The 12,826-nt window shown below is 63.1% G+C and carries 11 protein-coding genes; 4 read left to right on the forward strand and 7 right to left on the reverse strand.

Annotated features, from left to right (window positions below; translation table 11 throughout):
* Window positions 1–53: 53 nt before the first annotated feature.
* From IVA91_RS33835 to IVA91_RS33850, 4 genes are all read left to right on the forward strand, one after another.
* Window positions 54–905 (forward strand): 3-hydroxybutyryl-CoA dehydrogenase, encoded by an 852-nt coding sequence (locus IVA91_RS33835; RefSeq protein WP_247280474.1) that lies wholly within the window; start codon window positions 54–56, stop codon window positions 903–905.
* A 137-nt stretch (window positions 906–1,042) separates the two neighbouring features.
* On the forward strand, window positions 1,043–1,507 hold the full coding sequence (locus IVA91_RS33840; protein ID WP_247280627.1) for a group III truncated hemoglobin: 465 nt from the start codon (window positions 1,043–1,045) through the stop codon (window positions 1,505–1,507).
* Window positions 1,508–1,742: 235 nt separating this feature from the next.
* Entirely contained in the window at window positions 1,743–2,396 is a 654-nt protein-coding gene (locus IVA91_RS33845) for a Rieske (2Fe-2S) protein (RefSeq protein WP_247280475.1), read from the forward strand.
* 116 nt (window positions 2,397–2,512) lie between these two features.
* Window positions 2,513–4,240 (forward strand): methanol/ethanol family PQQ-dependent dehydrogenase, encoded by a 1,728-nt coding sequence (locus tag IVA91_RS33850; protein WP_247280476.1) that lies wholly within the window; start codon window positions 2,513–2,515, stop codon window positions 4,238–4,240.
* Window positions 4,241–4,500: 260 nt separating this feature from the next.
* Here the strand turns inward: IVA91_RS33850 and IVA91_RS33855 are convergent, their stop codons facing one another.
* The 7 genes from IVA91_RS33855 to xoxF5 all read right to left on the reverse strand — a co-directional run bounded on the left by IVA91_RS33855 (window position 4,501) and on the right by xoxF5 (window position 12,383).
* Window positions 4,501–4,758, reverse strand: coding sequence for a hypothetical protein (locus IVA91_RS33855; RefSeq protein ID WP_247280477.1), 258 nt, complete (start codon window positions 4,756–4,758; stop codon window positions 4,501–4,503).
* 54 nt (window positions 4,759–4,812) lie between these two features.
* The gene (locus IVA91_RS33860) at window positions 4,813–7,125 is read right to left on the reverse strand and encodes a molybdopterin cofactor-binding domain-containing protein (RefSeq protein WP_247280478.1); all 2,313 of its coding nucleotides are present in this window, start codon (window positions 7,123–7,125) and stop codon (window positions 4,813–4,815) included.
* 1 nt (window position 7,126) lies between these two features.
* A complete protein-coding gene (locus tag IVA91_RS33865) occupies window positions 7,127–7,579 on the reverse strand; it encodes a (2Fe-2S)-binding protein (protein WP_247280479.1) in 453 nt (150 codons plus the stop codon).
* Between the two features lie 631 nt (window positions 7,580–8,210).
* Entirely contained in the window at window positions 8,211–8,774 is a 564-nt protein-coding gene (gene gfa, locus IVA91_RS33870) for an S-(hydroxymethyl)glutathione synthase (RefSeq protein ID WP_247280480.1), read from the reverse strand.
* Window positions 8,775–8,805: 31 nt separating this feature from the next.
* Complete coding sequence (locus IVA91_RS33875) at window positions 8,806–9,915, reverse strand: S-(hydroxymethyl)glutathione dehydrogenase/class III alcohol dehydrogenase (RefSeq protein ID WP_247280481.1); 1,110 nt, start codon at window positions 9,913–9,915, stop codon at window positions 8,806–8,808.
* Between the two features lie 60 nt (window positions 9,916–9,975).
* Entirely contained in the window at window positions 9,976–10,488 is a 513-nt protein-coding gene (locus IVA91_RS33880) for a c-type cytochrome, methanol metabolism-related (RefSeq protein ID WP_346015556.1), read from the reverse strand.
* A gap of 89 nt (window positions 10,489–10,577) precedes the next feature.
* On the reverse strand, window positions 10,578–12,383 hold the full coding sequence (gene xoxF5, locus IVA91_RS33885; RefSeq protein WP_247280482.1) for a lanthanide-dependent methanol dehydrogenase XoxF5: 1,806 nt from the start codon (window positions 12,381–12,383) through the stop codon (window positions 10,578–10,580).
* Window positions 12,384–12,826 lie beyond the last annotated feature (443 nt).

The raw sequence follows: 12,826 nt of genomic DNA on the forward strand, positions 1-12,826 counted from the left end.
CAGATCGGGCCGGAGCGATGCTGGTAGGCCCCAAGCATGAAGGACACAACGCAATGATCCAAACCGTTGGCATCATCGGGGCAGGGACCATGGGGAACGGCATCGCGCAGGTCTGCGCGGCGGCCGGGCTCTCGGTCGTGATGGTCGATATTTCTGATGCTGCGGTGAACCGCGGACTTTCGACCGTCGGCGGCAGCCTTGAGCGGCTGGTCAAGAAGGAGAAGATGTCGGCGGCCGATCGCGAGGCGACGCTCAAGCGCATCACCGGCACCACGGACCGGTCGAAGCTGTCGGATTGCGACCTCGTCATCGAGGCGGCGACCGAGAACGAGGAGCTCAAGGTCAAGATCCTGAAGGATCTCTGCGCGACGCTGTCGTCGCGCACGCTGGTCGCGACCAACACCTCCTCGATCTCGATCACCAAGCTCGCCGCGGCGACCGACCGCCCCGACCGATTCATCGGCATGCACTTCTTCAACCCGGTGCCGGTGATGGCCCTGCTGGAGCTGATCCGGGGCTTGCAGACCTCCGACGACACCCACGCCAAGGCGCTCGATTTCGCCAAGCGCGTCGGCAAGGTGGCGATCACGGCGAAGAACAGCCCGGGCTTCGCCGTCAACCGCATCCTCTGTCCGATGATCAACGAGGCGATCTTCGCGCTTCAGGAAGGGATCGCGACGGCGGAAGAGATCGACGCTGGCATGAAGCTTGGCTGCAACCATCCGATCGGGCCGCTCGCGCTGGCCGATCTCGTCGGCCTCGACACCATGCTTTCGGTGATGGAGGTCTTTTACAAAGGCTTCAACGACCCTAAATATCGGCCAGCCCCGCTGCTGAAAGAGATGGTCGATGCCGGTCATCTCGGCCGCAAGACCGGGCAGGGATTCTACACCTATAGCGCCTGATGAAGGCATCAGCGGCGGACCTTCAGCGTCCGCCGCCGGATCCCGCAATTTGCGCTGCGACAAAGACGCCGCGCGCAATTGGCCCGACAATGTCGAACGGGCGGCTCGCGGGCACAACGGCACGGATAACGAAGGACATGTCGGATCGACTGAAGGCCGAGCGCGACGCGGCGGCTGCGCGGCGGAACCTGCTGACCGAGGATGCGATCGAGCGCACCGGGATCACCGAGGAGATGATCGGGGAACTCGTCACCCGTTTCTATGGACGGGTGCGCGAGGACGCACTGCTCGGTCCGGTTTTTGCGATCGTCCAGAACTGGGACGAGCATCTCGCCAAGCTCACCGATTTCTGGTCATCGGTCGTTCTGATGAGCGGCCGCTATCGTGGTTCGCCGATGCGGGCGCATCTGCCGCTGAGCCTGAGTGGCGACCACTTCGACCGTTGGCTCGACCTGTTCGAACAGACTGCGCGCGAGATCTGCCCGCCGGCGGCGGCCGCGCTCTTCATAGACAAGGCACGGCGCATCGCCGACAGTTTCGAAATGGCGTCGGCGACGGTCGCAGGGCGTATCGCATCGCCCCGCCACGTGCTCCGGTCCTAGAGCGATCTGCTCCGCGTTTGCGCTCCGCAACGAAGAGCGCAGCGCACCAATGCCAGCATCATCGGTCTGATCTGCAAAATCATCATACAGATCGCGCGGTGTGACGTTGAAATCGCGAAAATCCCTTTGAATGGGCTGATGATCGCGCAATCAAAGCGAGCAAAGCCATATTGATGCACTGCGGTGCCAATTCTTCGCCTTGTTTTTGGCTGAGTTCCAGCGCCTGCTAGTAAACATGTCGCGCGCACCGTCCACCGCCTGTTCCTCACCCTCCGAACCCATTGCGGAACCTAAAGCCGACGCGGGCATCGAGCAAACGCGGCGAACGCTGCTGCTTGGCGCGCTCGCGACCACCGCGTGTCTCGGCTGTTCCCGACCGGCGCGCGCAGGTGAAGATCCACCTGGTTCGGACGAGCGGCCCCAGAAGGGCGATGTGCTCGTTTTCTCCGAAGGCGACAAGGAGGGAAAACTCATTACTGCGGCCGATGTGCCGGCCGGCGGGCCTCCGGTCCATGCCTGGCCGAAGGATCCCAACACGTCGGTGGTGCGGAGCGCCTCGCGCCTCAACGAAATCCTGATCATCAAACTCGATCCCGCCGAGCTCGACGAGAAGACTCGTGCGCGTGCCGTCGACGGCATCATCGCCTATTCGGCGATCTGCTCGCATGCGGGCTGTCCCGTCACCGCCTGGGTGAAGAGCGATGCCGGCGACAAGGAGGTGTTCAAGTGCATGTGTCACAACTCCGAATTCGATCCCCGCGAGGGCGCGCAGGTCGTGTTCGGACCGGCGCCGCGACGGCTTGCGGCGCTGCCGCTGGCGCTCGTTGACGGTTCGCTCAGCGTCGCCGGCAATTTCATCGGAAAGGTAGGAGGCGCGCAGCCGGGATGACGGACAGTGCGGGCCGTGCCCGCGTCAGGAGAGGCCGCATCCGCCGATGGGCGGACGACGGGACGAACGACAAGAATTCACAACAAGAATTCAAATGGCTGAAAAGGGGAACGTCCATGACCAGGAAGCAATGGTTACTGTCCGGATTCGTCGCCTTCACGTGTCTTGCCTCGACCGCCGCTGTATCAGGCCCGATCGAGAATTATTCTCCGGTCACCGCGCAACGGCTGGAAAATCCTGAACCCGGCAACTGGATGCTCTACCGGCGCACCTATGACGGGCACGGCTACAGTCCGCTCGACCAGATCAACGCCTCGAATGTGAAAAACCTCACGCCGGTCTGGACCTTCGCTACGGGCGTGGTCGAAGGCCACGAGGCGCCGCCGATCGTCAACAACGGCGTGATGTTCGTGGCGACCCCGATGGGCCAGGTGATCGCGCTGAACGCGAAGACCGGCGACGAATACTGGCGCTACAAGCGGCAACTCCCCGACGATTTGTTCCAGCTGCATCCGACCAGCCGCGGCGTCGGCCTATGGGAGGACAAGCTCTATCTCGCTACCACCGACGACCACGTCGTCGCGCTCGACGCCAAGACCGGCAAGGTGGTGTGGGACACCAAGGTGCAGGATTACAAGAAGGGCCAGTACATGACCCTGATGCCGCTGATCGTCGAAGGCAAGGTCATCGTCGGCGGCTCCGGCGGCGAGTTCGGTGTGCGCGGCTATGTCGCCGCCTACGATGCCAAGGACGGCAAGGAGCTGTGGCGGACCTACACCATTCCCGGGGAAGGCGAGCCTGGTCACGACACTTGGCAGGGGGACGACTGGAAAAACGGCGGCGGCTCGGCCTGGATGACCGGCAATTACGACAAGGAGACCAAGACGATCTACTGGGGTGTGGGCAATGCCGCGCCATGGCCTGGCGAAACCCATCCCGGCGACAATCTCTACACCTCCTCGGTGCTCGCGCTCGATCCCAACACCGGCAAGATCAAGACCTATCACCAGTACCACCAGAATGATTCCTGGGATTGGGACGAGGTCGAGGCGCCAATGCTGATCGACCTGCAGCGTGATGGCCGCAACATCAAGAGCCTGGTCCATCCGGGACGCGACGCGATCTTCTGGGTGCTCGAGCGCACGCCGACCAAGATCAACTACGTCGCCGGCTGGCCGTTCGTCTCCACCGATGTCTGGAAGGGCATCGAACCGGAGAGCGGCAAGCCGATCGTAGATCCCGCGCACAAGCCGGTGATCGGCAAGCGCGTGGAGTTCTGCCCCTCACTGTGGGGCGGCAAGGATTGGCCGTCGGCGGCCTATAGCCAGAAGACTGGCCTCGTCTACGTGCCTGCCAACGAGAATTTCTGCGGCGGCTTCACCGGCGAGAAGGTCGCGCTGAAGCCTGGCGAGCTCTGGCTCGGCACCAAGCCGGAGGATATCGGCCTCAAGACGAAGCCCGGCGCGGATCATTTCGGCGAGCTCCAGGCCTGGGATCCTGCGACGGGCAAGAAGGTGTGGCAGCACAACTTCCCGAAGTCGCAGCTGTTCGGCTCGGTGACGGCGACCGCAGGCGATCTCGTCTTCGTCGGCGGCACCAACGACCGTAACTTCCGCGCCTTCCACGCCAAGACCGGCGAATTGTTGTGGGAGCAGAAGACCAACTCCGGCATCATGGGCATGCCGGTCTCCTATGAGATCGACGGCACACAGTACATCGCGATCCAGTCCGGATGGGGTGTGGACGCTCAGCGCATCCAGGATGCGCTTGCGACCAATAACATCGGAATCGAAGCCAACGTGCCGCAGGGCGGCGTGATCTGGGTGTTCGCGCTCAAGAAATAGCTCCGCGGGCGGATCGAAAAAGCGGAGGCAGCAGGGGGGTGGCGAATGCGGCGGACGGCAACGTCCGCCGCATTTTTGTATCTTCCTTCTCCCCTTGTGGGAGAAGGTGGCGCGCGCATTGCGCGCGCCGGCATGAGGGGTTCTATTCACGCGCACTCATCGCGAGATTGGCGTGGAGACAAACCCCTCACCCAAGCGAGATCGTGATGGCCAGCGTCGCTGCCCTCCGCAAGGGGTCCATGCGCAGCCGTCAGATAAGACTACTTCCCCTCGCGCTCGACCTTGTCCTTCTCCTTCTGGTTCATCTCCCGAACCTTCGGATCAGGATTGTGTTGCCCGGTGGTCTGGGTGGTCGAGGCGGGCGGGGCGTTGGCGTTGGGAAGCGAGTTCTGGTCCGGCGTGGTGGGGCGCGTCGCTGTTGTCGGCGGGCTGGTGCTGCTCTGGGCGAATGCGCCGGCGCTCGTCAAAAGAAAGGCGCCCGACAGCGAGACTGCGAGCGCCTTTGAGATATTGGTCATCGATCTGCTCCTGTCAGATCGATGGCAACGGTGTGAGCCGTATTGCGTTCCCCGCTAGGCCTCCAATTGCTTGCCGATCGGAAGCGAGCGGATACGTTTTCCCGTCGCGGCGAAAATCGCATTGATCAGCGCCGGCGCGAACGGCGGAACGCCGGGTTCGCCGACGCCGCTGGGCGGCGTGTCGGGTCCGGGCGGCACGATGTGGACGTTGGTCACTGCGGGAGCTTCGTCGATCCTGACGAGTTGGAAGTCGTCAAAGTTCTTCTGCTGGACCTTGCCGTCCTTGAAGGTGATCTCGCCATATTTGGCAAGGCTCAGCCCCATGATCGCTGCGCCCTCGATCTGCGAGGCGATGCGCTCGGGGTTGACATAGGTGCCACAATCAATCGCCGTGTCCACCCTTGGCACCGTCAGTTTGCCCTTGTCGTCGACCGCGACCTCGACGATCGTCGCGATGTAGCTGACGAAGCTGCGGTGCGCGGCGATGCCCAGGCCGTGGCCCTTCGGGACCTGACGGCCCCATTCGCCCTTCTCGGCGACCAGCTCGACCACCTTGCGCAGGCGCGCGGTGTCGATCGGGTAGCTGTCCTGAGGCTCGCCGTAGTTCCAAAGGTCTTTCACCTCGGGCTTGACGATGCGCGGGCTGCCAATCAGCGCGAGCAGGGTCTCCTTCTGGTCGCGGCCGGTCGCCTGCGCGATCTCGCCGACCATCGATTGCACCGCGAAGGCACGCGGGATGTTCGAGACCGAGCGGAACCAGCCGATGCGGGTATGCGCGGCCGCCTCCGGGTTTTCGCAGGAGATGTTGGCGATCTCGAATGGCATGTCGACTAGGCCCATGCCGATTTCGAACGGCGCCTGGTGCACGGTGCCGGCGGCAAAGGTCGAGGCGATGCTGGGTGCCACGCTGCGGTGGCGCCAGGCGATCACCTTGCCGCTCTTGTCGAGGCCGGCCTCGATCCGCTCGACCGAGACGGTGTGCAGGAAGCCGTTATGGATGTCATCCTCGCGCGTCCACTGCACCTTGACCGGTGCACCGAGCTCCTTGGAGAGCAGCGCGGCCTCGAGCGCAAAGTCGCATTTCGATTTGCGTCCGAACCCGCCGCCGAGCAGCGTGACATTGACCGTCACGTTCTGCTCGGGAATGTCGAGCGTCTTGGCGACGTCCTCGCGGGTGCCGCCGGGGCTCTGCACCGGCGCCCAGATCTCCGCCTTGTCGCCCTTGACGTCGGCGACCGCCACCGGCGGCTCCATGGCGACATGAGCGAGATGGGGGATGTAGTACTCGCCGACAATGACCTTGTCAGCGCTCTTCAAGGCGGCGTCCGCATCGCCCTCCTTGCGCAGGACGAGGCCGGGCTTGCGCGACGCCTCCTCGAGCTCCTTGCGGTAGGCGACGGAGTCGTATTTGCCGTTGGGACCGTCGTCCCACACGAGCTTGAGCGCGTCGCGGCCCTTGATCGCGGCGCCGGTGTTGCGCGCGATCACGGCGACGCCGCCGAGCGGCTGGAACTTCGACGGCCACGGCCAGCCGCGCACCTGCATCACCTTTTCGACGCCGGGGACCTTCAGCGCCGCGTCGGGATCGAACGAGACCAGCTTGCCGCCGGTCACCGGCGGGCGGGCGATCACAGCATATTTCATGCCGGGCAGCCGCACGTCGGCACCATAAACTGCCTTGCCGGTGGTGATGTCGTGGAGATCGACGATGCCGATCTGACCCTTGCCGAGATAGCGGAAATCCTTGGGGTCCTTCAGCTTGAGACCTTCGATGCTCGGCACCGACTCCTTGGCGGCATCGGCGGCGAGCTCCCCGAAGCCGAGCTTGCGGCCGCTGGCGCTGTGGACGATCTCGTGATTGACGGCCTTCACCTCGGTTGCCGGTACGCCCCAGCGCTTCGCCGCGGCCTGCTCCAGCATGGTGCGAGCGGAGGCGCCGATCTGACGCATCGGGACCAAATAATGCCGCGTGCTGCGCGAGCCGTCGGTGTCCTGGTTGCCGTACTTGACCTCGTCGCCATGAGCCTGCTGCACCTTGACCCTGGTCCAATCGGCTTCCATCTCCTCGGCCACGATCAACGGGAGGCTGGTGCGCACGCCAGTGCCCATTTCCGCACGGTGCCCGACGATGGTGACGATGCCGTCCGGCGCGACCGAAACGAACACGCGCGGATCGACCACGACGCCATGCGGCATCTTTCCGGCACCGGTTTCATAGGCGAAGGCCTGGCGCGACATCACGGGGGCGGCAAGCACGAAGCCGCCGGTGACGCCGAGGCCCTTCAGAATGCTGCGGCGCGAGACCTTCTCGACCCTGACGTGCTTTTCGAAGCCGCGAAGCTTGCGGGAATTGTCGATGAAATTCATGTCACACTCCCGTCGATGCGAGATGGACGGCGTTCTCGATGCGCTGGTAGCAGCCGCAGCGGCAGATGTTGCCGGACATCGCCTCGCGGATCTGGTCGTGCGAGGGCTTTGGGTTGTCCATCAACAGTGCCGCGGCCTGCATAATCTGGCCGGCCTGGCAGAAGCCGCATTGGGGCACGTTGAGCTGGCGCCAGGCCTTCTGCACCGGGTGATCGCCGTTGGTGTGCAGTCCCTCGATCGTCGTGACCTCGCGTCCGGCGACGTCGTTGACCGACGTGATGCAGGCGCGGACGGCCTCCTTGTCGACGATGACGGTGCACGCGCCGCATAGGGCCTGGCCGCAGCCGTATTTGGTGCCGGTCAGTCCGGCTTCGTCACGCAGGAACCAGAGTAGCGGGAGATCCGGGTCGCCGTCCCAGCTCTGTTCCTGGCCGTTGATCTTCACCTTGATCATGATCGTCCCTCGCTCTTCATAAGCATGTTCAATTCAAAACCCATTGACGCCGCCGGAGCGCAATGCCGGTTGCGTCGTGCCGCCGCATCCCGGCCCGTCATCCCGCACGGGCAGATCCCAGCGGGCGGCAGGAATACGAATCGCAATGTCCGGATGTGCTCGATACCTCCCGTTTTGTTCTTAATTGATTGCATTTCGCGCGGCATCGTGACGACGCGATCGTAGCAGAGGTCGCGCCGGCCCGGCGTTCACAGCCGAGTGTTCTCACCGGGAAAAGATTGCATCGATGGTTTGTCAAAAGCAGGGCGCGGCTTGATGCCGCGCGCTCGAACGCGGCGCAACCAAAAAAAGCTTCGTCCGCCAGAAGACTGTACGGACGAAGCAGGGTGCCTCAGTCGAGGGAGGGAGAAACGCAAGTACCGCGAACTTCAAACAGGAAGCCGGCGGCCCTGCGCAGTCATTCAGAGACCAGGACTGAGGAGCTGATGGCCCTCACATACGCGTGGTGCAGAAGCGGCGGGATCGCCGTGATGGTGCCGGAACGGGACCGGCCGGCCCGCTGGCGTTGGTGGACGCCAGCGAACCGACAGAAGTCTGGGCGAAGGCGCGGCGGCCTGCTCAGGCGCCTTGCTTAGGCGGCTTTGGCTTTCGCCACGTGGGTCGCGATCGCGTCCATCAGTGCCGGCGACAGGCAGTCATAGGGCTCCAGTCCGATCTCCTTCAGCCGCGAACGGATGCCCGCCATCTGCTCCGGCTTCACGCCCGATTCGATCACCGAGGAGACGAAGGCGGCGAATTGCGGCGCCTGTGAGCCCTCCTCCTGGAACAGCTCGGGATGGATGAAGTCCAGGCCGTAGAACGGATGGCCCTTGTTCTCGATCCGGCCGTACATGTGGGTGCCGCAGGCCTTGCAGGCATAGCGCTGGATCACCGCGGAGGGATCGACGATCTGGAGCTTGTCGCCGTTCTCGAGCACGGTGACGTTCTGGCGCGGCACCACGGCGACGACCGAGAAGGTCGCGCCCTGCGGCTTCCAGCATTTGGTGCAGCCACAGGCGTGGTTGTGCGCGACGTCGCCCTTGATGCCGACCTTCACCGGCTGGTCCTTGCATTTGCAGACCAGCGTGCCGCCGGCGAAGTTGCCGCTGCCTTGCTTGATGCCGTTGTCAATCAATGGATGGAGTGCAACAGTCATGGGTCGATCCTCCTGGGGTGATGGCTGTGAGCTAGAACACGACGACGGAACGGATGGATTTGCCCTCATGCATGAGGTCAAAACCTTTGTTGATCTCTTCGAGCTTGAGCGTGTGGGTGATCATCGGGTCGATCTGGATTTTTCCGTTCATGTACCAGTCGACGATCTTCGGCACGTCGGTGCGGCCGCGCGCGCCGCCGAAAGCGGTGCCGCGCCAGTTGCGCCCGGTGACGAGCTGGAACGGGCGGGTGGCAATCTCCTTGCCCGCTTCGGCGACGCCGATGATGATCGAGGTACCCCAGCCGCGATGGCAGGCTTCCAGTGCCTGGCGCATCACCGTGGTGTTGCCGGTGCAGTCGAAGGTGTAGTCGGCGCCGCCGTCGGTGAGACCGACGAGGTGCTGGACGATGTCGCCGGTGACCTTCTTCGGGTTGACGAAGTGGGTCATGCCGAAGCGGCGGCCCCAATCTTCCTTGGAGTCGTTGATGTCGACACCGATGATCTTGTCGGCGCCGGCCATCTTGGCACCCTGAATCACGTTGAGGCCGATACCACCGAGGCCGAACACGACCACGTTGGCGCCCGGCTCGACTTTCGCAGTGTTGACGACGGCACCGACGCCGGTGGTCACACCGCAGCCGATGTAGCAGCTCTTGTCGAACGGCGCGTCCTCGCGAATCTTGGCGACGGCGATCTCGGGCAGCACGGTGAAGTTCGAGAAGGTCGAGCAGCCCATGTAATGGTAGATCGGCTTGCCCTTGTAGGAGAAGCGGCTGGTGCCATCGGGCATCACGCCCTTGCCCTGGGTCGCGCGGATCGCGGTGCAGAGATTGGTCTTCTGGCTGAGGCAGCTTTTGCACTGCCGGCATTCCGGCGTGTAGAGCGGGATGACGTGGTCGCCCGGCTTCACCGAGGTCACGCCGGGACCGATCTCGCGTATGATGCCGGCGCCCTCATGGCCCAGGATCGACGGGAAGATTCCTTCGCTGTCGAAGCCGTCGAGCGTGTAGGCGTCTGTATGGCAGATGCCGGTAGCCTTGATCTCGACCAGGACTTCGCCGGCCTTTGGTCCCTCCAGGTCGACTTCGACGATCTCGAGCGGCTTCTTGGCTTCGAAAGCGACGGCGGCACGTGTCTTCATCGTAAACTCCTCAAATCCTCGTAGGACGCCAGGAAGTCGTCTTGGCAATCCTGGCAACGTTCATTTCTTGCCCATGCAGGCATCTTCCGCCTTGGTGTAGGCGTCCGTTTTCTCTTCCTTCTTGGCGGGACGCTGGCGGCCCCATGCTTCGGTGGAGCGGGCGCGCAGATAGACGTAGAGATCGTCCATGTAGCAAGCGACGTTCGGGTTGTCGCCGAAGGCCGGCATGACGTTCTCCTGCGCCGTCGAGATGTTCTTGCGGCCGGAGGCGATCACGCCGAGAAAGTCGCCATAGCTCATCGACTTGACGGAATCCTTCAGCGCCGGTGCGTAGGTGGATCCCATCCCGTCCGGTCCGTGGCACACGTGGCAGTCTGAATGATAGCGGCGGTATCCAGAATAGGTGAACCAGTCCACGGTGCCGTCGGCTGAAATCTTGTAAGTCGGGTTTCCTTCTTTATCGAGCCACTTCCCGTCGTCTTCCTTCTTCACCGCGGTCGGGTCGCCCGGACCTTCCGCGACCGCAGCTCCTCCGGACGCAACGAAGATCGTCACAGCAATGACAGAGCAGATTTTACGCAAGAGATTGTCCTCGAAGGCGTTCGGTGGAGACGAGCCGGCGCGTGGAGTTGATCCACGCGCCGGAGCGATGCTGAGTGGGCCTAGTTCGGCAGCGAGAACACGGTCAGCGTGCCGCCGAGCGCCGTGTAGTTGCTGAGAGCCGCGTAGCCACCCACGGCGCCGAGACCGGCGGTCGGATCGGTCAGACCTGCCGCCAGGCCGATGCCGGCCCAGCCACCCACGCCGGAGAGCACGGCAACGTACTGCTTGCCATTGTTCTCATAGGTGGTGACGTTGCCGATGATGCCGGAGGGAGTTTTGAACTTGTAGAGCTCCTTGCCGGTCTTGGCATCGACCGCCTTCAGGTAGCCTTCGAGCGTGCCGTAGAACACCACGCCGCCGGCGGTTGCGAGTGCGCCCGACCAGACCGAGAACTGCTCCTTGTTCGACCAGACGATCTTGCCGGTCTTGCCGTCCCAGGCGATGAAGTTGCCCATGTGGCTTTCACCCTGCGGCGGATACATCGAGAGCGTCGCACCCACATAGGGCTGGCCCGCGGTGTAGCTCACCTTGAACGGTTCGTAGTCCATGCAGACGTGGTTCGTCGGAACGTAGAACAGCTGCGTGTCGGGCGAGTAAGCTGCCGGCTGCTCGTCCTTGGTGCCGAGCGCGGCCGGGCAGATGCCCTTCACGTTGACGTCCTCGCCCGCCTTGTCGGTCGAAGCTGCGTCGAGCACCTTCGGGCGGCCATAGGTCGGCGAGCTCTTGTTCATGTCGACGCCGGAGGTCCAGTTCACCTTCGGATCGTACTTTTCGGCGACCAGCAGTTCGCCGTTCTCTCGGTCCATGGTGTAGGCGAGACCGTTGCGGTCGAAATGGGTCAGGAGCTTGCGAGGCTGCCCATTGATCTGCTGATCCGTGAGGATCATCTCGTTGACGCCGTCATAGTCCCACTCGTCGTGGGGCGTCATCTGATAGACCCACTTGGCCATACCGGTGTCCGCGTCGCGCGCGAAAATGGTCATGGACCATTTGTTGTCGCCCGGACGCTGCTTCGGATTCCAGGTCGAGGGGTTGCCCGACCCGTAATAGACCATGTTCAGAGCGGGATCGTAGGAGATCCAGCCCCAGGTGCAGCCGCCGCCGATCTTCCACTGATCGCCTTGCCAGGTCTTCAAGCTGGAGTCAGCTCCGACCGGTTTGCCCAGCGACGTCGTCTTGGCCGGATCGAACTTGATCTGGTCATCCGGACCTTCGCTATAAGCGCGCCAGACCTGCTTGCCGCTCTTGAGATCGTAAGCGGTGACGTGGCACTGCACGCCGAACTCGCCGCCGGAGATGCCGACCAGGACCTTGTCCTTGACCACCAGCGCAGCCGATGTGCCGGTCTCGCCCTTCGCAGGATTGCCGTTGGTCGCCGACCAAGCCACCTGGCCGGTCTTGGCGTCGAGCGCGACGAGATTGGTGTCGGCCTGATGCAGGATGATCTTGCCGTCGCCGTAAGATAGGCCGCGATTGACGGTGTCGCAGCACATCACGGGGATGACGTTCGGATCCTGCTTCGGCTCGTACTTCCACACGATCTTGTTCTCGTTCGAAAGGTCAATAGCGTAGACCTTGTTCGGGAACGGGGTGTGGACGTACATCATGTTGCCGATGATCAGCGGCCCGCCTTCATGGCCACGCAGCACGCCCGTCGAGAAGGTCCAGGCCACCTGGAGCTTGCCGACGTTCTGTGCGTTGATCTGGTTCAGCTTGGAATAGCGGGTATTGGCATAATCGCCCGCGGGCATCACCCAGTCTTTCGGGTTCTGCGACATCTTGATCAGCTCGTCATTGGCTGAGGCGCTGCCGACGGCGAGAGCCGCCGCGGAGCCAAGATAGGTCGCCAGTAGCACCTTGCGCATAGTTAATTCCTCCGTTGGTCGTTTATTGTTTCCGAAGCATTGCTCAATCACCGGGCTTTTCGTCCGGCGTCTGCTCGTGCAGGGCGGTCACGATCGAGACCAGAAACGATGCTGTGCTGTTTCCTCCTCCTGATGAGAGCCACGGGTCCGCGTGCAGGAGCGGCCCGTTCTTGTTGTTCCTGCCGCAATCCCTAACGACTTCGTCAACGGGAAACTTGCCCAAGAGAGAAGCCGGTTTGCTCGACAGCGCACGGGCGCGAAGATTTTGATTTTGCAGTAGCGAATTCAGCGGTTTCCGCGCGGGCCCGCGCCGCCGTCAGCGCCGAGGTTCCCCTTGACGGCGCTGCAACTAAGGCGGAGGATTAAGTTTCAAAGGTGGCAATGGAACGGAGGCGCAGTTCCAAAAGACCGCCCAAGTTTGAGGTAAACGTCACGCAATCACG

Origin of the sequence: Bradyrhizobium sp. 153, from assembly GCF_023073835.1 — a bacterium.
Taxonomy (GTDB): domain Bacteria; phylum Pseudomonadota; class Alphaproteobacteria; order Rhizobiales; family Xanthobacteraceae; genus Bradyrhizobium.